This is a genomic window from Candidatus Dormiibacterota bacterium, assembly GCA_035532035.1.
Taxonomy (GTDB): domain Bacteria; phylum Vulcanimicrobiota; class Vulcanimicrobiia; order Vulcanimicrobiales; family Vulcanimicrobiaceae; genus Tyrphobacter.
The window spans coordinates 140,704-161,842 of record DATKRS010000029.1; the positions used below are offsets into that span (position 1 = coordinate 140,704).

At 64.5% G+C, this 21,139-nt stretch carries 17 protein-coding genes; 14 read left to right on the forward strand and 3 right to left on the reverse strand.

All coding sequences use genetic code 11. The features are described from left to right. Positions 1 to 2: 2 nt before the first annotated feature. From yidD to rpmH, 3 genes are read right to left on the reverse strand one after another with little or no spacing between them, the layout of a single operon-like run. Entirely contained in the window at positions 3 to 248 is a 246-nt protein-coding gene (gene yidD / locus VMV82_09185) for a membrane protein insertion efficiency factor YidD (protein ID HUY41724.1), read from the reverse strand. 10 nt (positions 249 to 258) lie between these two features. Beyond that, positions 259 to 582 (reverse strand): ribonuclease P protein component, encoded by a 324-nt coding sequence (rnpA, locus tag VMV82_09190; protein ID HUY41725.1) that lies wholly within the window; start codon positions 580 to 582, stop codon positions 259 to 261. Between the two features lie 34 nt (positions 583 to 616). Then, positions 617 to 751: a 50S ribosomal protein L34 gene (rpmH, locus tag VMV82_09195; GenBank protein HUY41726.1), complete on the reverse strand. Its 135-nt coding sequence runs from the start codon at positions 749 to 751 to the stop codon at positions 617 to 619. Between the two features lie 396 nt (positions 752 to 1,147). Here rpmH and dnaA point away from each other — a divergent pair, with 396 nt between their 5' ends. The 14 genes from dnaA (at position 1,148) to lpxA (ending at position 21,125) form a co-directional block, all read left to right on the forward strand. Further along, positions 1,148 to 2,506: a chromosomal replication initiator protein DnaA gene (gene dnaA / locus VMV82_09200; protein HUY41727.1), complete on the forward strand. Its 1,359-nt coding sequence runs from the start codon at positions 1,148 to 1,150 to the stop codon at positions 2,504 to 2,506. A 235-nt stretch (positions 2,507 to 2,741) separates the two neighbouring features. Beyond that, the gene (dnaN, locus tag VMV82_09205; GenBank protein HUY41728.1) at positions 2,742 to 3,857 is read left to right on the forward strand and encodes a DNA polymerase III subunit beta; all 1,116 of its coding nucleotides are present in this window, start codon (positions 2,742 to 2,744) and stop codon (positions 3,855 to 3,857) included. Continuing rightward, a complete protein-coding gene (gene recF, locus VMV82_09210) occupies positions 3,854 to 4,966 on the forward strand; it encodes a DNA replication/repair protein RecF (protein HUY41729.1) in 1,113 nt (370 codons plus the stop codon). Before dnaN ends, recF begins: the two co-directional genes overlap by 4 nt. Then, the gene (locus VMV82_09215; protein HUY41730.1) at positions 4,960 to 5,802 is read left to right on the forward strand and encodes a DUF721 domain-containing protein; all 843 of its coding nucleotides are present in this window, start codon (positions 4,960 to 4,962) and stop codon (positions 5,800 to 5,802) included. Before recF ends, VMV82_09215 begins: the two co-directional genes overlap by 7 nt. Then, positions 5,802 to 7,700 carry a DNA topoisomerase (ATP-hydrolyzing) subunit B gene (gene gyrB, locus VMV82_09220; GenBank protein HUY41731.1) on the forward strand — a complete coding sequence of 633 codons (1,899 nt, stop codon included), beginning with the start codon at positions 5,802 to 5,804 and terminating at the stop codon, positions 7,698 to 7,700. Before VMV82_09215 ends, gyrB begins: the two co-directional genes overlap by 1 nt. A 67-nt stretch (positions 7,701 to 7,767) precedes the next feature. After that, positions 7,768 to 12,939, forward strand: coding sequence for a translocation/assembly module TamB domain-containing protein (locus tag VMV82_09225; GenBank protein HUY41732.1), 5,172 nt, complete (start codon positions 7,768 to 7,770; stop codon positions 12,937 to 12,939). 161 nt (positions 12,940 to 13,100) lie between these two features. Next, positions 13,101 to 15,374, forward strand: a complete 2,274-nt coding sequence (locus VMV82_09230) for a POTRA domain-containing protein (GenBank protein ID HUY41733.1) — start codon at positions 13,101 to 13,103, stop codon at positions 15,372 to 15,374. A gap of 141 nt (positions 15,375 to 15,515) precedes the next feature. Next, positions 15,516 to 16,322 carry a hypothetical protein gene (locus VMV82_09235; GenBank protein HUY41734.1) on the forward strand — a complete coding sequence of 269 codons (807 nt, stop codon included), beginning with the start codon at positions 15,516 to 15,518 and terminating at the stop codon, positions 16,320 to 16,322. Continuing rightward, complete coding sequence (locus VMV82_09240) at positions 16,297 to 17,595, forward strand: hypothetical protein (protein ID HUY41735.1); 1,299 nt, start codon at positions 16,297 to 16,299, stop codon at positions 17,593 to 17,595. Before VMV82_09235 ends, VMV82_09240 begins: the two co-directional genes overlap by 26 nt. Next, entirely contained in the window at positions 17,592 to 17,999 is a 408-nt protein-coding gene (locus tag VMV82_09245; protein ID HUY41736.1) for an OmpH family outer membrane protein, read from the forward strand. The genes VMV82_09240 and VMV82_09245 overlap by 4 nt, the downstream gene beginning before the upstream one ends. A 15-nt stretch (positions 18,000 to 18,014) precedes the next feature. Next, entirely contained in the window at positions 18,015 to 19,043 is a 1,029-nt protein-coding gene (gene lpxD, locus VMV82_09250) for a UDP-3-O-(3-hydroxymyristoyl)glucosamine N-acyltransferase (GenBank protein ID HUY41737.1), read from the forward strand. 6 nt (positions 19,044 to 19,049) lie between these two features. Beyond that, the gene (lpxC, locus tag VMV82_09255) at positions 19,050 to 19,883 is read left to right on the forward strand and encodes a UDP-3-O-acyl-N-acetylglucosamine deacetylase (protein ID HUY41738.1); all 834 of its coding nucleotides are present in this window, start codon (positions 19,050 to 19,052) and stop codon (positions 19,881 to 19,883) included. Positions 19,884 to 19,887: 4 nt separating this feature from the next. After that, positions 19,888 to 20,361: a 3-hydroxyacyl-ACP dehydratase FabZ gene (gene fabZ, locus VMV82_09260; GenBank protein HUY41739.1), complete on the forward strand. Its 474-nt coding sequence runs from the start codon at positions 19,888 to 19,890 to the stop codon at positions 20,359 to 20,361. Further along, positions 20,358 to 21,125: an acyl-ACP--UDP-N-acetylglucosamine O-acyltransferase gene (lpxA, locus tag VMV82_09265; protein HUY41740.1), complete on the forward strand. Its 768-nt coding sequence runs from the start codon at positions 20,358 to 20,360 to the stop codon at positions 21,123 to 21,125. The genes fabZ and lpxA overlap by 4 nt, the downstream gene beginning before the upstream one ends. The last annotated feature ends 14 nt before the right edge of the window (positions 21,126 to 21,139 follow it).

Genomic DNA, 21,139 nt, shown 5'->3' on the forward strand with positions numbered 1-21,139 from the left:
GGTCAGCCCTTGCTCTCACCGCGCCGCGCGCGATGCGCCGGCACCAGATCGACGCCGCCGGGGTGCCAAGGATGGCAGCGTGCGAGCCTGCCCACGGCGAGCCACGAGCCGGCCAGCACGCCGTGCGCTTCGATCGCATCGGCTGCGTACTGCGAACAGCTCGGGTAAAAGCGGCAGCTGGGAGGCAACAACGGGGAAACCAGTCGCTGGTATAGCCGAATAAGACGGACGGCAACGATCCTGACGATCATATGAATCTCACCCTGCTTCGAGTGCGGAGCGCAAATCGCTGCGAAGCGCGTGAAAATCGGCTTGCGCCGCGGAGGGTCGCGCGACCACGAGCAATCGTTCGGACCGGCGAGCGAGCAGAAGGTCGTGCAACGCCGAGGCGATACGCCGCCGCACCCGGTTGCGAACCACCGCGTTTCCCACGCGCGTGTCTACCGTGATTCCGGCGTGGGCGCGCATTTCGAGCGGGAGTGGGGCGCGGTAGACGAGCATCGTCGGGCGCGAAACGAGTCGGCCATGGCGCCGCAAGGAGGCGAACTCCGCCCGCCGGCGGAGACCGTCGTAACTGCGCATCAGGCAAAAGCCCGCTGCGCGGGTGACGGCACCATCAGACGCTGAGGCGGTGGCGGCCCTTCTTGCGCCGGCGCGCAAGGACCCGGCGGCCGTTCTTCGTCCGCATACGCTCGAGGAAGCCGTGCACGCGCTTGCGCCGGCGGTTATGCGGCTGGTACGTCCGCTTCATGATTCAATCGAACTCCCGGTAGGCATTGCCGCCGGCCGCGCGGATACTTCCGCGTGGCGGCAGGCTGCGCAAGTATACCGGTCGCGGCGCCGGACCGTCAAGCCTTTCCACACCTGTGGACAAGCCTGTGGAAAGCCCGCTTGCAAGCACCCCCTGCCGTGCAGCGCAAAGCCTTGTGGGCTCTGGCTTCGAACGCAATTATCGATGGCATGGAAATGTTGTTTTCGATGCCCGGAAAAGGCCGGAAAATGGTCGTTATTCACCCTGTGGATAAGTGCATAAGGTCGTGGATGTTTTCCGCAGGAGCGAGGGCCCATTGCGCCAACTCGATGCGCCCTCGTACCCGAACTGCGACCCGGGTTGTGGCAAGGGCGCTCATCTAGTTTGCGTGGGAGAGTGAGCAGACACATGGCGGCGGTGGCGATTGGAAATGCAGGGATCTCGAACGAGCTCTGGCAGACCGTCCTGGACGCCCTCGACCGCAAGTTCACGAAGCCGGTTTTCAACATGTGGCTCAAGCCTATGCGGCCGGTCGCGCTCGACGGAATGGAGCTGACGCTCGCGGTTCAAAACGCCTTCGCGCGAGACTGGTGCGAGAACCGACTGAAAACCGACATCACCGATGCCATCCGCGACGCGCTGCAAATCCCCGTCGATCTCCAATTCGTCATCGCCGATGCGTCGGCGCCGCATACGCTGGGCCCGGTACGCGGAAGCGAAGAGTTGCGCCCGGGTAATCTCAACGGTCGGTATACCTTTGAAGAGTTCGTCGTCGGAGCGTCCAATCGGTTCGCGCACGCTGCGGCGCAAGCAGTAGCCTGCACGCCGGGGAAAGCATACAATCCCCTCTTCCTCTACGGTGGCGTCGGGCTGGGCAAAACGCACTTGATGCACGCCATCGGTCGTCGCGTGCTCGTGGACAATCCGAACGCAAACGTGCTTTACGTCTCATGCGAAAAGTTCACCAACGAGTTCATCATCGCGCTTCAGAACAACCGTACGCCGGAGTTCCGCAAAAGCTACCGGCAAGTCGACGTATTGCTCATCGACGACGTGCAGTTCTTGGCCGGCAAGGAAACGACGCAAGAAGAGTTCTTCCACACCTTCAACGATCTCCATAGTTCCGGCCGTCAGCTCGTGCTCTCGTCGGATCGGCCGCCCAAAGACATTCAGACGCTCGAAGCGCGGCTGCGTTCGCGGTTCGAGTGGGGCCTTCAAACGGACATCCAGGCCCCGGACCTCGAGACGCGCGAGGCGATCCTTCGCAAGAAGGCGGAGAGCGAAAACATTCCCGTGCCCCACGATGTCACGTCGTTCATCGCAAAAGTCATCCCTTCGAACATCCGCGAGCTCGAGGGCGCTCTCATCCGCGTCGTTGCGTACGCGTCGTTGACCAAGGCGCCGATCACGACCGATCTCGCAGCTGAAGTGCTCAAGAGCGCCGTCGCCCAAGCGCCGCTCCAGCGCGTTACCATCGCGAAGATCAAAGAAACCGTTGCCGGCGCGTACGGTCTTACCGTCAAGGAAATGGATAACGGCCGCCGCGATCAGCGTCTCGCTGGCCCCCGGCAGATCGCCATGTACATCGCAACGACCCTAACCGATTACTCCTTGCCGCAGATCGCGCGCGATTTCGGCAAGAAAGATCATACGACGATCATGTACGCGCGCGACAAGATCAAAGACCAGATCGAGCGCGACGAAGCCTACCGCAACAAAATCGTGCAGCTGATGGCGCTGTGTCAAACATCGTGACTCACCTCGTGCCCACAGAGGTGGTCTTGGCAGCGTGGATAACAACGCACGTCGATGCGAACAGTGGAGAACAGGAAGATCGGTGCATACTCGTACACATGATGTGCCGGCCGCAAACGTATGCGTAACGGCAACTCTCCCGCTTTCCCACAGATTACACCGCTCTACTACTGCTACTACTACGTTAGTAAATTACTAACGACGGCACGATACACGCTCTAACGATCGGTGGAAGATGAAGTTCACCTGTAATACCAAGGACATCGCGACGGCCGTCGGCGCTGCAAGCAAGATCGTGAACGTCCACACGACGGTTCCGATATTGTCGAATGTTCTGCTGCAGTCCGAAGACGGCCGCGTGGTCGCTCGCGCAACGGATCTCGAGCTCACGCTCGAGCTGGCATTTCGGGCGGACGTGGCCGAAGGCGGCGCGGTGACGGTTCCGGCGAAGCTTTTTTCGAGTTATCTCGGGAACTTACCGGCGGCGCAACTGGAGTTGAACGGGACGCCGACGCGCGCGAGCGTGAAATGCGAGCGAAGCAACTATGATTTTCACGCGCTGCCTGCGGAGGAGTATCCGCCGCTTCCGGCGGCCGCACGCGGGTCGCAGTTCACGATGTCGGCGAAGCGCTTTCGCGAGGCGGTGGAATCGACGATTTTTGCGGCCTCGAACGAGGAGGCACGGGGAGCCGTGTTGATGGGAACGTTGCTCGAGGTGAGCGGCGGCGCCCTGACGATGATCGCGACCGACGGCTATCGCCTGGCAAAGCACCGCACGACGCTCGATGAGGGAATCTCGGGCGAGGAGCGGTACATCGTACCCTCGCGGGCTCTCTCAGAAGCTGCGCGTAACTTCGGCAGCGCCGAGAGCATCGCAATCGGAGCGCTCGGAGCTGCCGGAAATCAGCTACAGCTCTCGGCCGGAGACGTCTCAGTGACGGTGCGGCTCGTCGACGGACAGTATCCGAACTACCAACAGGTCATACCGGCGAAGTTCGATCGACGCGTCACGGTGAACACTGCGAGCTTGATTGCGGGATTGCGCAGAGCCGAGCTCGTCGCCGGCGACCGCGCCTCGATGGTGAAGCTCGCCATCGCGAACCAGACGCTCGTGGTTACGGCGAGCTCCGACATCTCCGGGAATGCGTACGAGGAGATCGAGGTCGAGCAGCAAGGTGAGGATCTCACGATCGCGTTCAACGCGCGCTACCTGATCGACATCCTCAATCACGTCAAGGGACCGCGTACGGTCATGGAGTTCTTGGGGCCGCTCTCACCCGCTGCGATCCGGCCTGCAGAAGGCGATACCGGCGTCGAACAGCTCTACGTTCTGATGCCGCTTCGGCAGTGAGATTGGAGCGGATCTCGCTCTCGAACTTTCGCAACTACACGCACCTCGAGCTCGAACCGCAACCCGGTCTCAACGTGTTCATCGGAGCAAACGCACAAGGCAAAAGCAATCTGCTCGAGGCCATTGCGATGCTCGGCGTAGGAAAGTCGTTTCGCGCGGGTCGCGATGCCGACGCGATCCGCAACGGCGAAGAGCGCGCGGCAATCGGCGGAGAGGTGGTGCGTGACGGCGAGCGGCTGCGCGTTGCGTGCAGCATCCTACGGACGGAGACCGGCGCGAGGAAGTCCTTCAGCCGGGGCGGTCGCAGCGTCCCGTACGCGACGTTTCTGGGCACGCTCTCGGTCGTGACGTTCATCCCGTCGGATCTGCAGCTCGTCACCGGCGCGCCTGCCCTGCGGCGTGCGTTCTTGAACACCGCCCTCTCGCAGCAGGAGCGCGCCTACTACGCGAACCTCGCGCGTTACCTAGGAGCCCTGCGGCAGAAGAACGCCTTGCTGCGCGCGCCGGGCGAGCCGGACCAAACCCTTGTCGAAACCTACGAGAGCGAGCTCGTGCGCAGCGGTGCGAGCCTCATGATCGCGCGGCGCGCATTCGTCGCGGCGCTCGATCGCGAAGCGAGCAGCTTGCACGCACGATGGTCGGGAGGGGCGGAACGGCTGGAGCTGCGCTATCTGCCCAACGTGCCTTTCGGCGAGCAGTCGGACGAGGAGATCCGGGAATCGATTGCGCGGCGGCTACGCGAGACGCGTGCGATGGAGCGCGCCAGGCGCGCGACCGTCGTCGGGCCCCATCGCGACGACCTGGCATTCGTGCTCGACGAGAGGCCGCTGGCAGCCTTCGGCTCGCAGGGGCAACAGCGCACGGCGGTGCTCGCGGTTAAGGCTGCCGAATATGCCGTCATGCGCGATCGCTCGGGGTTGACGCCGCTCCTCTTGCTCGACGATCTCCTTTCAGAGCTCGACGAACAGCGTGCGGCAGCATTTCTCGGCGGCGTCGGCGCGTACGAGCAAGCGTACGTAACGGCGACCCATCGCCCCGCCGGCCTGCCCGAGCGCGGTACGGTCTTTTTCGTCGAAGCCGCCGCGGTGCGACGAGCCGCGGCATGCTGAAGCGGCTGGGGGAAGCGCTCGCGAGCTGGTCGCCGCGAGGCGAGGAGGAGGGCGGGGATCCGCTCGCACGCGTGAGCGCGGCGTGGCCGCAGGTCGTCGGCGCGGAGGTCGCGCGCAACTCGCAGCCGGTGCGCATCGCCGGCGACGCGCTCGTCGTCGCTACCCGTTCGAGCGCCTGGAGCGAGCAGCTCAGCTTTCTTTCCGAGCGCATTCTCGCATCGCTTCGCGAGCGATTCGGGTTGAAAGAGGTGCGGAGGTTGCGTTTCCGCGGTGGTCGATTCGTACGCCCTGCCGCCGCACGCGTGATTCGCGGGAGTGTCGGCAGCGGCACGCGCCGACGCGTCAGGGCTCGCGATGCGACCTCCTCGCCCGAAGAAGCAATCGCGCGGTTTCGAGTCGACGTGACGCGCGCTCGGCGGGCGAAAGAGGACGCCGGGTGGAAGCAATGCGGCAGATGCGCGAGCTTGGTCCCGCCCGGCGAGCGCGCGACGTGCGCCGCGTGCGCGATCGCCGCAGCACAAGAGCGAGAGCGGCTCGTGACACGGCTGCTCTTCGAAGTGCCGTGGCTCGGTTATGCCGGGATCGCTGCGCTCGTCGACGGCTTGGGGAGGGACGAATACGAGACGATACGCGCGCGCCTGTTGGCGCGCTGGTGGGAGACGCTCGCACGCGCCGCGCGTGCCAAACGCCTGTCGCGCGACCGTCGCGAACGGCTCGTGGCAAGCTCCTACGTCATCGTGAAGAGCGGGCTCGAGCCGGAGCGCATCGCGCCGGAGACGATGCACGCGGTTCTCGGAGACGAGATTTTTGCACTATTATATGAAGTTAGAGAGTGATGGCAACGGCATACACGGGTGAAGCGATCGAGGTCTTGCGTGGTTTGGAAGCCGTTCGCAAGCGCCCGAGTATGTACATCGGAAATACGTCCGAGCGAGGACTCCATCAGCTCGTATACGAGGCCGTGGACAACGCGGTGGACGAAGCTCTGGCAGGGTACGCGCATCAGCTGTCGGTCACGTTGCACAAGGACGGCAGCGTGACGGTCGAAGACGACGGACGCGGGATTCCCGTCGACCTACATGCCGAGGAGAAGAAGCCGGCGGTCGAAGTCGTCATGACGATGTTGCATGCCGGCGGCAAGTTCGGCAAGGCCGGAGGCTACAAGGTCTCCGGAGGACTGCACGGCGTCGGCATCTCCGTCGTCAATGCGCTTTCGCAGGAGATGACGACGCGCGTAAAGCGCGACGGTTATCTCTGGGAGATGAAGTTCGAGCGCGGCACCACGGTCCAGAAGCTCAAGAAGCTCGGCAAGACCGAAGAGACGGGGACGCTGCAGTGGTTCAAGCCGGACAGCGAAATCTTCGAGGCGCGCGAGTTCCATTGGGACGTGCTGCAGAAGCGGCTGCGCGAGCTCGCGTTCCTGAATCGCGGCCTCGCGATCGCCCTGCGCGACGAGCGCGCAGAGCCGTTGCGGGAACGAACGTACAAATACGACGGCGGGATCGTCTCGTTCGTCGAATGGCTCAACGAGAAGCGCGATCCGCTGCATCCCATCGTGTCGACGCATGCAGAACGCGACGGCGTCGACGTCGAGGTTGCGATGCAGTACACCGACACGTACACCGAGATCCTCCACTCGTACGCGAACAACATCAACACGACCGAAGGCGGCATGCACCTGCTCGGCTTTCGCACGGCCGTGCAAAACGCGGTCAACGGGTACGCGCGCAAGCGCGGGGCTCTCAAGGAGAGCGATAGCTCGCTTTCGACCGACGACTGCATGGAGGGCCTCACCGCGGTCGTGTCGGTGAAGCTCCAAGAACCGCAGTTCGAAGGCCAGACGAAAACCAAGCTCGGTAACGCGAAGGTCCGCAGCATCGTGTACGCGCTCGTCAACGAGCGCCTCGAGTTCTTCTTCGAGGAGAATCCGCGATTCGCGCGGGCGATCGTCGATAAGGTGATGCAGGCCCAGCGCGCGCGCGACGCGGCGAAGAAAGCGCGCGATCTGTCGCGCCGCAAGAACGCGTTAGAAGGCTCGGGCTTGCCCGGAAAGCTCGTCGACTGCAAGAACACCGATCCGAGCGAGTCGGAGCTGTTTTTGGTCGAAGGAGACTCAGCCGGCGGCACCGCGAAGGGAGGCCGCGATCCGAATACCCAGGCGATCTTGCCGTTGCGCGGCAAGATTCTGAACGTTTGGAAGACGCGCCTCGACAAAGTGCTCGCAAACGAAGAGATTCGGACGCTGATCACTGCGCTCGGCACGAGCTTCGGCGACGAATTCGATCTCGCGAAGCTACGTTACCACAAGATCATCATCATGACCGATGCCGACGTCGACGGCTCGCACATCCGGACGCTGCTGCTGACGTTTTTCTATCAGCAAATGCGGCCACTGATCGAGGAGGGGCACGTCTTCATCGCGCAGCCGCCGCTCTACGGCGTCCGCAAGGGCAAGCAGCAGTGGTGGGCGTTCAGCGAGCCGGAGCTCAAGTCGATCATCGGTGAAGACGGCAAAGAGTTCGTCGTGCAGCAGTACAAGGGCTTAGGCGAAATGGATGCCGAGCAGCTCGCACAGACGACGATGGAGAGCGGAAATCGCCGCCTGAAGCGCATCACGGTCGAAGACGCCGACGAAGCATTGCAAGTCTTTGCGGATCTCATGGGAGAGAAGGTCGAGCCCCGCAAGCAGTACATCTTTGAATATGCAAAGAGTGTAAAGAACCTCGATCTCTGAGGCGGCGGCCCCCGGCGCGGCCGCGAATTGAGGGAGGGCGTCCCGGCGGTCGGGTATACTGGTAGCCGTGCGCAAGCACGTCGTGGTCCCTCTCGCGATACTCCTGGTGCTGCTGGGCATTGGCGTTGCGAAGCGCCACGAGGTCGTGCATTTCGTGCTGACGCACGCGCTTGCGCTGGCAACCGGCGACGACGTGGGGTTGGCTGATCAGCGTATCGGCGGCTCTCACGCGGCGCTGATCGGCCTGCGGCTCGTGCGGCGCGGCGTAACGGTTCTTGCCGCACCCCGCATCGACGTCTGGTACTCCCTTCGCGATCTCTTGCCCGGCAGCAAACGGCGGTTCGGCCTCGTCGGCATCGCGGTGGAGCGGCCCGCGATCGCCCTCGTCAAGTACGCCGACGGCAGCGACGATCTGCCGATCCACGCGCCCGGGCCGCATCTGCCCACGCTCTCGCCCGCACCGAACGCGGTCCCGCTGCGGTTCTTTCTGCGCGTTCGCGACGCGTCGGCAACGGTGCGCGAAGAGGGCGGTGGCGCGCCGCTCGTCGCGAGAGGAATCGACCTCGGAGGTACGATCGACACCGCGGGGCGCACGCAGTACGCAGCGACCGGGGCCTTCATCGAGCGCACGCCGGAGCCGTTCAGCGTGCGCGGCACGATCGATCAAACGCTCGGGTATGCGGATCACCGCATGAGGGCGCGCGCGTTCCCGCTCGCGGCCGTCGCAGACTTCTTCATTAATTCGAAGGACGTCAACGTGCTCGGCGGCAGCGCGCACGGTTTCGACGCGAGCGCCTTTGCCGTCGGAAGAAAACCCGATGGTGCGTTGGATTATCAGTATTCGCTCGGTTTCGACCTCGTCGGCGGGCGGCTGAAGCTCGTCGGCCTCATCCATCCCGTTGAGGGGATCCGCGGCCGGCTCGCCTTGTACGACGACACGTTTTTTTTGCGCGGTCTCCACGCGACGCTCGTCGGCATTCCGCTGCAGGCCGAGGGCTCGATCTTCAACTTCTCGCGCGCGCAGATCCGAATCGCGGTCACGGGCAACGGCGACATGGCGCAGCTTCGCAAAGCGTTTCGTTTCTCGGTGGATCAGCCGCTCGCGGGGCCGCTGACGCTCGGGATACTGGTTGAGGGAGCGCTGGGCGACCCGAGCGTCGTCGCGGACGCGACCGCACCGCGCGTGTGGTATCGCGGATTCCCCTTCGATGCCTTGCGTGCGCGCGTCGTCTACCATCATGAAATTGTCGCGTTTGCGCCTCTGCGCTTGCGGTACGGCGGAATCGCGGCTACCGGGCGAGGCACCCTCGAACTGGGCGATCATATTCGCGAGCGCATGATGCTGCACTTCACGGCGCCGGCGAGCAGGTTGCCCTATGCGGGAGCGCTCCTCGGGTCGGAGCCGTTGAACGGGGACGCGGCGATCGACGGAAGCGATCTTCTCGTGCGCGTCACCGGATCGCTCGCGGCACGCAGCGGCGTGAACGATGCCGCTGCGCTCTTCGATTTTGGACCGAACGGCGTCGCGAACGTCGCGCCGTTTTGGATGCACGCCGGCGCCGGCGATCTCGCGGCGGGGTTTCATCTCGATCGTCCGAACGGAACGAGCGCCTTCTGGATCGCTGCCGACGACGTTTCCATGCACGGCAGCTCGGCGGGAACTCTGCCGGGCGTCACGCTGCCGCAGATGCCGCCCATTGCGGGCAGGGTGCGCAGCATCGGAATCGTCGGCGGTGCTGCGGCCGGCACCGTCGCGCTTGCGGGACGTGTCTCGGCTGAAGGGGCGGCGATTGCCTCCGTCCCCTTCGACGCGGTCACGGCGAGCTTCGACGGAACGATGGGAGGCGCGGCGATCGACCGCATTGCCGCGACCGGGCCTTGGGGAAGGTTCTCGGGAGCCGGCATTTTTTCGGGCAGCGAGATTCTCACGCGAGGCCGCTTTGACGGACGACTCGATGCGCTCGCGCCGCTTCTCTCCGGAGTTCATGCGCGCGGCGACGTGCACGGAGAGGTCGCGTTCGGAATCGAGCGCGACGGAATCATCGTTCAAGCGAGCGGACTGCGTCTCGAGCGTGCATCCGTGGACGGCGTACCGGTGACGGAGGCCGACGGCACGCTCCTGGTCGGTAACGATGCGGTGCACGTCTACTCCGCGCACGCTCGTGCCGGCGGAGGCGACGTCGTTGCGGCGGGAAACTATCGCATCGCCGGCACGAGCGCGCCAAATGGGCTCGCGCTCGTCGCTGAGGACGTCGATGCGGGATCGTTGCGCGCGCTGGGAATTCCCCTCGAGCGCGGCCGTCTCGCCGTCGCGGGGACGCTCTTTGCGGGTGCTCCGCTGCCGTCGTTTTCCGGCGAGGTGAGCATCGCAAACGGGGCCGTTCAAGGATATCCGCTCGCGGGAAGTGCCGGCGTCAATTTCACCGGCTCGCGCGTTACGTTCGATCGCGTCGTCGCAGCTATGTCCGGCATCTACGGATTTGCCGACGGCTCCATCGACGCCGTCGACACGTCGGCCCCGCGCTTCGACCTACACGCCGTAGCGCCCGCGGGGGACGTCGCCGCGGCGCTACGCGCGCTGCGCCTTCCTTCGTATTACGCGCAAGGAACGTTCGAGGCCGACGTGCGCATCGCGGGTTCGGGGCGAATACCGAGCGTCACGGGAACCATCGGCGTCCCGGCGGGAAGCATCAACGGACTGCCCTTCCTCGATGCCAGCGGCCTGCTCGCCGCCGGAGGATCCGGAATCAGCATTCGTAACGGGAGCGTCCTCGTCGGAACGACGCTCACGGGATTCGATGCAGCGGTTGCACCGCGGAGCGGCGCGCTGCAGATCCGCGCGTCCGCCGCGGACTTTGCAGATTTCAACAACTTCTTCGATACGGGCGACACGCTGGCGGGCACAGGCTCGATCGCCGCGTCGCTTGCCGAAGCGGGAGCGCACGTACGTACGAGCGGTAACATCGACGTGCGCGCGTTTCGATTTCGCAGTCTGCCGATCGGCGACACCGTCGCGCGGTGGTCGAGTCGCCGTAACGTCGTGCGCGCAAACCTCTCGGTCGGCGGCGCGGAGGGCTTGCTGCGCGCGCGCGGATCGGTCGCGCTCTCTCCCACAGATCGATGGCAAGATACGATCAAACGATCGCGCTACAATCTCGTCGCTTCGATCGACAACCTCGACCTCGGTCTTTGGGTCTCCGCGCTGGGCTTTCCGCAAGTGCCGATCACGGGACGCGCATTCGGCAGTGCCCGGATGATCGGCACCTATCCGGCGCTGAGCTTACAGGGCTCAGCGCGCCTGCGCGACGGAACCTTCGGGCGATTTCCAATCGATCTGTTACAGGTGCGTTTCGGCTCGAACGGGCGTCGCCTCCAGATCGAACAAGCGCAAATTCAAGGCCCCGGCATCGCGGCCGACGCGTCCGGCAGCGTCGGGTTGCGCGGCACCGACCCCGTCGATCTGCGGGTCGATGCAAAGACCGACGACCTCTCCGGATTTCTCGCCGAGGTCACACGCGCGCACGTCCCGGTGAGCGGGGCCTTTCAGGGAACGTTGCGGGTGGGTGGAAGCTTCGCAGTGCCCGTGCTCGACGCACGCTTGAGCGCGCAGAACGTTCGCATCGCAGGCGTACCGATTGCAACGATGTTTGCATCCGTGAGGCTACAGCGCAACCGCGTTGAGGTTTACGATGCGGGAGCGACGTTCGTGCGCGGGCGAGCGACGATCTCCGGAGACGTGCCGTTGCGCCTGCAGCCGTTCAGCCTCCCGAAGAACACGCCCGTACACTTCACGCTCGACGCCAGCGACGTCGACGCCAGCGTCTTCGATGCGCTCTTCGGCCACGACACGAAGCTTGGCGGCGTCATCGCGACGAACGTCGATCTTGCGGGAACGGTCGAGAACCCGCGGATCTCGGGCAGCATCAGCGTCGCGCACGGCTCGTACTCGAGCCTCCTCGACGAGGCGCCGGTGACGAACGCCGCCGGAACGCTCGCGTTCTCCGGCGCGCGCGTCGATCTCACCCGCTTCACCGCCAACGCAGGGTCGGGAAGCGTCGCGCTCTCCGGCACTGCGGACCTCGCGGGCGCGTCGGGGCCGGCGTTCGACGGGGCGATGACGTTGCACGGCGCGCAGTTCAACTCGCCGACCTACGGCAGCGCGACTATCGGCGGCAATCTCTCGTTCGCTCGGAGCAGCGGCAACGCGCTTCTCTCCGGCGATCTGACGATGACGAACACGACGATTCCCTTCGCGGCGTTCGTGGGGGGAGCTGCCGGCGCCGGCGGCACCGCGTTGAATCTACCGCTCGCTTTTAACTTGAAGCTGAATGCCGGCCAGAACGTGCGCGTGCGGGGCTCCGGCTACGGCGCCGGACTCGACATCAGCGGGACCGGCAGCGCCGTGCTCGCGGGAACGCTCTCGTCACCGACGCTCTCGGGCGGTTTCCTGTCCAGCGGTGGAACGCTCACCTACTTCGATCGCTCGTTCCGCGTCGTGCAAGGAGGCGTGTCGTTCGACCCGGCCGACGGCATCGTTCCGACGTTGCACGCGATCGCGACGGCGACCGTCGTGAATCCCGACCCCGACGTCGCCCGTAATCCCTTTGGATCCGCAACGATCACCATCGCCGTCTCGGGCCCGGTCGACAATCTCAAGATCGATTTTACGTCCGATCCGCTGGGGTACTCACGCGAGCAGATCATTGCGATGCTGGCTCCGTTTGGCGGGTTCATCAGCGGCATCCAATTCAATCCGTACGAGGTACAGATCCCAGGCGGCGCGGCCGCCGCGATCAACAACGCGCCGGTTCCCGGCGGGGTCTTCGTGCAACGCAACGGCACGATCACGGTAAGCCAAGAAGCCTTCAGCATTCTGAACGCGCAGTTTGCATCGGGACTGCTCGCACCGTTCGAGAATGTGCTCGGGCAAACGCTCGGCGTCAGCGACGTCAACTTCACGCTGGGATATTTCGGCAACTTCGGCGTCTCGGTGCGCCGCGTGCTCGGGAAAACGGTGACCGCGGTCTACTCCTCGACATTTGGCCTGTCGAGTCGCCAAACGTTTGGGATCAGGTTCGCGCCGAATGCACTCAACGACGCGTCGCTCTCCTTCTTCTATCAGACGGGGCAGCTGCGGCTCTTCGCGACGCCCGGAGAGCAGTTTGGCCCCGTGCTTCTGGGCGAACCACTCCAAGGCCAAAGCGGGTTCAGCTTCACGTTCCAGCACTTCTTCAAATAACGGCCTTGGTTCTTGCGCATTTGCTGAGAAAGGGGGGCGAGGCAGGCCTCCGGGTACCCACCGCGAACACCGGGCGACGACGCGGACCGCCACACGCGCGTATACGCGCGTGACCCTTTACCATACGGCGCCCCCGCTATCTGCGAGGTAACAACGACTGCATGCATGGTGACTTTCGGCGCGTTCATCGCACACCGTTTCGGTGGGTGGGAGCCGCGCTTGCCGTTGCCGTTGCCATCGTGCTGCTCGCGCCTTCGATGGCGCGAACGGCCCCGGTGCCGAAGATCGTCGCCGTCGACGTGGAGGGCAACGTCCACGTCCCGACCGCTACGATCATGGCCGTCGTCGAGACGCACCCCGGCCAGCCGTTCAGCGCGGCCGTGGTGCAGGGCGACTTACAGCGCATCAACGCGCTGGGCTATTTTGCGGCCATCGCGCCGCCGCTGATTCGCCAGCGTCCGGGCGGCATCGCGATCACCTACCGGGTCGTCGAGAACCCGGTGATCACGAAGATCGTTTTCGCGGGAAACCTGCACGTGCCGAGCGATACCCTGCTCGCGCTCATGGACCTTGCGGTCGGGCAGGTGTTCAATACGAACACGTTTCGCTCCGACGTGTTGAAGATCAACAATTACTACGAGCGCATCGGTTATGGCGGTCAGGTGCCGACGCACGTCAAGAACATCGATCTCGATCCCGCCACGGGCGCGCTCACGCTGCAGATCCAAGAAGGATTGACCATCCGTCGCGTCATCATCGGCGGCGATCCGCTCCTTCCGCCGACGCTCACCCTTCCGGTGCTGAGCGTCAAGCCGGGGGTCGAATACTCCGACGGGTTGCGCGACCACGACGTCCAGGCCCTCAAGCACCTCTACGAGGACAAGTACCATCTCGAGCTCGGCAACTTCGAGGGTGGGATCGATCCGTCGTCGATCAATCTGCAGACCGGGACGGCGGACGTGAAGTACGACATCTACGTCATGCGCGTCGCCGTCGTGCAGATCACGGGCAACACGCGAACCAAAGATCAGGTCATCCGCCGCCAGCTGCGCGTCGTGCCGGGAATGGTCGTCAACACGGACGCGATCAAAGCCGACTACGAACGCCTCAACCAAACGCAGTACTTCTCGAAGGTTGAACCGGACATCCGGCCTGGCCCCGATCCGAGGAAGCCGCAGAACGTAACGCTCGTGTGGCACGTGACCGAGCAGCGCACGGCCTCGGCGTCGGTTGGATTCGGCTACTCGGGCGGCCTGACGGGCCAGGGGCTCTACGGAACGCTCGGCCTCTCGGATAACAATCTGCACGGAACCGGCAACGGCGTCTCGATTCAGTTCGAAGGCGGCGCGCGCACGCACCTCGCGCAGATCCAAGGGTCGATTCCCTATCTCGGCAGCACGCCGCGGTCGCAGCGGTACAGCCTGACCGGGAGCATCTTCTCGAGCGGTACGACGTACTATTATCCCGTCTATCAGATTACCGGGGCGAACACGATCAAGCCCGTGCCTTCGGTCGGCGGCACCCCGGTGCCGGTTCCCGTGACGCTCTACTCGAGCACGAACTCGGCCCAGGTCACGAACGCGTACGCGACGAGCGTGTCGAACTCGAACGGGTTCACGGCGCAACTCGGCCGGCGCCTGAGCGATTACACGCAGCTCTTGGGCGGCCTCACGACGGAGATCATCAAGTACAACACGACGGTGCCGTCGCCGTACTACTTCGAGTCGTACCAGCCGAACATCTTCGCCGGGCCGACACCCAACCCGCTCAACTCGAGCCTCACGACGAACAACGGCTCCTTCGGCATCGCGGCGAGCTCGATCGCCAACGTCAACACGGGGCTGCCGTACCGGCTCGACATGCTGACGCTGGGAGGACGAATCGTCACGACGGACGATCCGTACAATCCTCGTCGCGGCACCAACTTTTCACTGAACGAGACGTTCTCTGCGCCGTCGATCGGATCGAGCTTTACGTTCACGCAGACGACGCTGGACGTCTCCCGCTTCTTCCCGATCCTGCAGCGCGCGACGATCGGCGTGCACTTCCTCGGTGACACCTCGACCGGTGTCATTCCGCCGAGCTCGCTCTTCGTGTTCTCCGACCAGCAGATGCGCGGATACAACCAAGTGTTCTACGGTACCGACGCGCTGCTGGGTCAGGTCGAGCTTCGCGAGCCGCTGATGGCGAGCGGGCAGCTGTCCATCGCCGTGTTCGGCGACGAGCTCGACTACCGCATTCGTGGAGCTCAACCGATTCTCAATCCCTACACGAATCGCATCACGGGATATCCGTCGCAGTGGACGTATTTCGGCGATGTTGGCGTCGGGTTGCGCTTCGACGTGCCGCAGTTGGGCTTGCATACGGTTCGCGTCGACTTCGCGCGCGGGTATAACGGGTTTCACACGAGCTTCGGCATCGGCCAGAGCTTCTGAGGAGTCCCGGGGTTGTGCTCATGCCGTCGTCGCGCCTGGCCTCATGTATCGTAGCAAACTTCGGTCGCTCGGCTCTTCGGCCCGAGCGAAACCGGGACCCCAACGCACTCATAAACTGAGGAAATCCCAAAAAGAGACGATATGAAGAAACACGTATTTCCGCTCCTCGTCATCGGCGTCGCGCTGCTGACCGCGGCCGCTCCGGCGGCAACGGGTCGCGACTTGACGGATGTCGGCTACATCGACCAGTCGGCGATTGCCGCGCTCCCCGCGTACGTGAACGTGAGCCGCCAGCTCGCAGCGTACAAAGCGCAGCTCGATCGGCAGTACGCGGCCGCGATCCGCAACGCACGCACCAGCCAGCAACGCCAGCAGGTCGGCGCGCAGTTCAGCCAGCGATTCAATGCCGAACAGCGTTCGCTTGCCGGCCCGTCGTTCATGCGGGCGCAGCTGGCGATTGCATCGGTCGCGTCGACGAGAAGCCTCTCCGTCGTCGTCGACAAGCGCATCATCATCTATGGCGGCCAGGACATCACGCGCGACGTGGTGCGCTTGCTGCAAGGCTCGCAGTCGATTCTTCCGCTAGGCACCGCGCCGCCGCCCTCCGAGGTGGGCTACGTCGACCAGACCGCCCTGGCGAACTCGCCGCAGGTGAAAGCCGCAAGCCAGCAGATGGCGGCGTACGCCGAGCGCGAACGGCAGATCTACGGGCAACAGTTCGCGCGCGCGGGCTCGGACACGGCCAAGCAGCAGCAAATTGCGGCCGCGTACAACACGGCGATGAGCGACGAGCAGAATCAGGTGCTCAAGCCGGTCGTCGACCACGCACAAGCGGTGACGGCGCAGATCGCTCAGCGGAAGGGACTTCTGCTCATCATCGACCACGCGGACATCCTGTTCGGCGGTACGGACATCACGACCGATGTCCAGAATGCTCTCAACAAGTAAGGTCGCGGCGATGCTCGCACTCTGCTCCCTGGGACCGACGCTCTCGGGGTGCAGCAGGTTCGACGTGAACTCGCCGCAGATCCGTGGCATCGCGTACGTGCGCGTCGACGACGTCGTGCGGCACGATCCCATGTATCCGCAGCTGTCCCACATCGACGATGCCATCGCGATGGTCGACCTCGCGGGCGCCGGACCGCGCGTACCCCACAGCGCCGCGGAGATCGCGCGGGAAGACGCGCGCATTCGCACCGAGGTCGCCGCAGCGAGGGCGCGCACGCAGCAAATCGTGACGACCAAGCAGCGCGAATATGCCGCGCGCGAACAGGCCGCGGTCGCCGCCGCGCTGTCCGCGGCTGGCGTTCGCAACGCATCGAACGTCGCCGCTACGATGGGACACGTCTCACTCCAGCAGCAGGGCGCCGCCGTGCAGCAAGCGGGTCGCGATTATGCCGCGTTCCAGCAGAGCGTCGTCTCGCAGAGCAATGATGCCGCGCGAGGGATCGTGCGTCAGCTCCAACAGCAAGCCAATGAAAAGCTGCAGGCGAAGGCGATGCAGGAGCAGCAGCGCGAGACGAACCTCTCACTGCAGCTCTCGCAGCAGGATGCGGCGAAGCGCCTTTCGATCCAGACGAAGCTCTCGATGCTGGCGCTCGACAACGCGACGCGCCGGCAGCTGCAGGCGCAGCTCGCAGCCATGACCCGCCGCGAGAACGACGTGCTGTCGGCTCAGCGCGCGGCGGACCGCCGCGAGTTCACCGCGTATCGCGCAACGGTCATGGCGCAGACGAATCAGCAGATGCAGGCGCAGGTCTCGAGCATCCGTACGGAGACGCAAGCGAAGCTGGTCGCGCGCCGCAGCATCGTTGGCGCGCAGTTGCGTGGTCTCGCCGGTCCGGCGAGCGTGCCGCATCTGACTCCGGCGACGCAAGCGCAGATCCGACGCATCGCGCAGCAGTTCCAACAGCAATATCAAACTGACATCCAGGGCGTGCTCTCCGAATACGCGCAGAACGCGTACGCGCTCGAAGCGCAGTACGCGGCGCTCCACGGCGCCGACGCCGCGGCATCGGGAGCGACCGCACAAGAGGTCGCGGTGCTCCAGCAGCGCCGGCAGGCGCTGTACGATCAGATCGTCGGCCAGGTCGAGCGTGAGGCGCAACGGCTGGCCAAAGAGAAAGGCTTCCGCGTCGTCTTCTCCAACGTGACGGCCGCTCCGGGAGGCTATGATATGACCAACGAACTCATCCATGACATCGAAAGCGAGCACGAGTGAAACACGCACTACTCTTCATCGTTCTTAGTACCGCCGCGCTCTCGGGATGCGCGCCTTCGAGCCCCGTCGGGCTCGTCGATGTGCAACGCATCGTCGCGAACTGGTCGCAGTACCAAGGCTACCAGGCGCAGCTCATGCTGCAGGAGCAAACGATCGCACAGAGTCACGCGAGCAATGCGCAGAAGCAAAGCGAAGCACAGCAGCTTCAGTCGCGATACGCACACATCACCGATCAACTGACCGCGGAAGTGCAGAACGCTGCCGCTCAGGTCGCGCGCCAGCGGGGGCTCAAGCTCGTGTTGACGCGTCAGGGCGTCGGCTACGGCGGCATCGACATTACGCCGGACGTCGAAAAGATCCTCAACATCACGGAGCGCGCGACGCCCGCGCCTTCGCCGACCTAGCGCAAGGGGCCGCTGATGCTGGGGAGCGTCGGCGAGCTCGCGCGTCGCGTCGGCGGCCGCGTCGTCGGCGACGAGCGCACCGAGATCGAGCGCATCGCGGCCGTCGATGAAGCCGGCAGCGACGCGCTGACGTTTGCAACCGACGAACGCTATTTTGCGGCGGCGCTGAAAAGCGCGGCCGCGGCGGTCTTGGTCGACGATGCGCTCGCCGCCCATGCGCCGCCGGCGAAGCCGCTGATCGTCGTCGACAACGTTCGAGCGGCGCTGGCGGCGTTGCTCGAGGCGCTGCGTCCGGCGCGGCCGAAAGGACCGTTTTGCCATCCGACTGCCGTCGTCGAGGCAAGCGCGCGGGTCGGCGCCGCGTGCTACGTCGGTGCGCACGCCTACGTGGGACCGGATGCGGTACTCGGCGAGCACTGCATCGTCGATGTCGGGGCGTACGTCGGAGCGGCCGCTGTCGTCGGTGACGAGACGTGGCTGCATCCGCACGCGCGCTTGATGGAGCGATGCATCGTCGGCAAACGCGCCGTGCTCCACGCGGGATCCGTCGTCGGCAGCGAAGGCTTCGGCTGGGCATTCGTGGGCGAACGCTTGGAGCGCATACCGCAGACGGGGGACGTCGTGCTCGAAGACGACGTGGAGATCGGCGCGAACGCGTGCGTCGATCGAGCCCAGACCGGAAGCACGCGCATCGGCGCCGGCACGAAGATCGACAATCTCGTCCAGATCGGGCACAACTGCCGCATCGGGCGGCACTGCGTCTTCGCCGCATTAACGGGCCTCGCGGGATCCACCGTCATCGGCGACAATGTCAAAGTCGGCGGTCAATCCGGTTTCAAAGGGCACATCACCGTCGGCTCCGGGGTCACGATCGCCGGGCAGACGGGCGTGTGGGGCGACGTTCCGGACGGGGTCGTCCTCTCGGGCATGCCGGGACGAGATCATCGCGAGCACCTCAAGACGGAGGTCATGCTCCGAAGGCTGCCAAAGCTCGTTGCTCGTGTGGAGGCGCTTGAGCGAGAGCGCGCGCGCTCGAAGGATTGACCGGAGGTGAACCAAGCAACGCTTGCCGGCGCCGTGCATTTCGACGGCGTCGGATTGCATACGGGAACCGCGGCGCGCATCGCGGTTCTTCCGGCGCCTCCCGACTTCGGGGTGCAGTTCGTATGCAACGGCGTGCGCATTCCGGCGGTCGCCGAGTACGTCGTCGATACGGCGCGCGCCACGGTACTCGGATTGGGCTCGCAGCGCGTATCGACCGTCGAGCACGTGCTCTCCGCGGTGTTGGGCATGGGTATTGCCAACGCGGAGATCGTCGTCGACGGCAGCGAGATACCGGCCGTCGACGGAAGCGCCGAAGCCTTTTCGAATGCATTTGCGGACGCGGGCATTGAAGAGCAAGCGCAACCGCGCAGCACGTTCTCAGTAACCGAGCCGTTCGAGATGCGCGATGAGGATCGAGCGTTGATCCTCCTCCCGAGCGAACGGTTGCGCGTGCGATTCGTCGCGGATTTCCCAGCTCCCATCGGCGTCGAGTATTTCGATTCGACGATCGACCCGCTCGCGTACCGGCGCGAGATCGCTCCCGCCCGCACCTTCGGATATCTGCGAGAGGTCGAGGCGCTGCGTGCTCGCGGGCTCGCGCAAGGCGGCTCGCTGAACAACGCACTCGTCTTTGCTCCCGACGGTCCAATGCAGAATCTGCGGTGGCCGGACGAAGTGGTGCGTCACAAGGTGCTCGACCTGCTCGGCGACGTCGCGCTCCTAGGCCGATGGCCGCAGTGCGACATCATTGCCGTAAAGACCGGGCACGAGTTGCACGTACGCGCAATGCGGGAGCTCCGGCGGCGGGAACGCGACATGATTGCCGCGCGGAGTGCGTAGGCGCATGGGCGAGATGGACATCCGGCGGATCATGGAAATTCTGCCGCACCGCTACCCGATGCTGCTCGTCGACCGCATCACCGAGCTTGAGCCGATGCTGTTCGTACGCGGCTACAAGAACATCACGTTCAACGAGCCGGTATTCATGGGGCATTTTCCCGATTACCCGCTCTTTCCGGGCGTGTACCAGATCGAAGCGATGGCGCAAATGGGCGGAGCGGTCGTCTTACGCCGGGGCGAGTTCTCGCGCAAGATCCCCTACCTCGTTGGCATCAACAACGCAAAGTTTCGCCGGCCGGTCATCCCCGGAGATCGTCTGGACATGGAGATTCGCATGTTGCGCCACAGACGCAACATCGGCTGGGTCAAAGCGGAAGCACGCGTCGACGATCAAATCGCCTGTATCGCAGAGTTGATGTTCTCCATCAACTCCAACGATCGCATGGTCGGCGCGGACGCGTCCATCCTGCACGCATGATCCACCCCACGGCAATCGTGCACCCGAGCGCTCAGCTCGCGGCAGACGTCGAGATCGGGCCGTACTGCGTGGTGGGCGAAAACGTGGCCGTCGGTGCGCGGACGATGCTCCAAGGCCACGTCGTCGTCAACGGCTGGACGCAAATCGGGGCGGACTGCACGATCTACCCTTTCGCCACCATCGGCGCCGCGTCGCAGGATCGAAAATACGCGGGCGAGCGTGCGTACACGAGGATCGGCGATCGCACGGTCTTACGCGAATACGTGTCGATTCAGCGAGCCACCGGAGCGGAGGCGGTAACTTCGGTTGGCGACGACTGTCTGCTGTTGGCGTACGTGCACATCGCGCACAACTGCGTCATCGGCAGCGGCGTGACGATGAGCAATTTGGCGCAGCTTGCCGGGCACGTCGAGATCGGCGATTACGCCCTCCTGGGTGGCATGGCCGGCGTGCATCAGTTCACGCGCGTCGGACGCTACGCGATGGTCGGTGGGATGAGCAAGATCAACAAGGACTTGCCGCCGTTTTTTCTCGTCGAGGGAAACCCGGCGAAGCCCTACGGCCTCAACAGCGTGGGCCTTCGCCGCGCCGGGTTCTCGCCCGACGAACGTAACGAGATCAAGCGCTTCTACAAACTGCTCTACGATCCGAAGATGAACGTCTCTCGGGCGATCGAGGCCATGAAAGACTCCGTGGAGACCGACCGTGGCCAGGAGATCATCGCGTTTCTCGAAGCGCCCTCTCAGCGCGGGATTCTAAAATAGGGGTTCATCGCGAC

Coding starts and splice junctions, on each gene's coding strand:
- rnpA (HUY41725.1), bottom strand. CDS start 582: ATGCGCAGTTACGACGGTCTCCGCCGGCGGGCGGAGTTCGCCTCCTTG.
- fabZ (HUY41739.1), top strand. CDS start 19,888: ATGGGCGAGATGGACATCCGGCGGATCATGGAAATTCTGCCGCACCGC.
- VMV82_09215 (HUY41730.1), top strand. CDS start 4,960: ATGCTGAAGCGGCTGGGGGAAGCGCTCGCGAGCTGGTCGCCGCGAGGC.
- rpmH (HUY41726.1), bottom strand. CDS start 751: ATGAAGCGGACGTACCAGCCGCATAACCGCCGGCGCAAGCGCGTGCAC.
- VMV82_09230 (HUY41733.1), top strand. CDS start 13,101: ATGCATGGTGACTTTCGGCGCGTTCATCGCACACCGTTTCGGTGGGTG.
- lpxD (HUY41737.1), top strand. CDS start 18,015: ATGCTGGGGAGCGTCGGCGAGCTCGCGCGTCGCGTCGGCGGCCGCGTC.
- VMV82_09240 (HUY41735.1), top strand. CDS start 16,297: ATGTCCAGAATGCTCTCAACAAGTAAGGTCGCGGCGATGCTCGCACTC.
- gyrB (HUY41731.1), top strand. CDS start 5,802: ATGGCAACGGCATACACGGGTGAAGCGATCGAGGTCTTGCGTGGTTTG.
- dnaN (HUY41728.1), top strand. CDS start 2,742: ATGAAGTTCACCTGTAATACCAAGGACATCGCGACGGCCGTCGGCGCT.
- lpxA (HUY41740.1), top strand. CDS start 20,358: ATGATCCACCCCACGGCAATCGTGCACCCGAGCGCTCAGCTCGCGGCA.
- VMV82_09235 (HUY41734.1), top strand. CDS start 15,516: ATGAAGAAACACGTATTTCCGCTCCTCGTCATCGGCGTCGCGCTGCTG.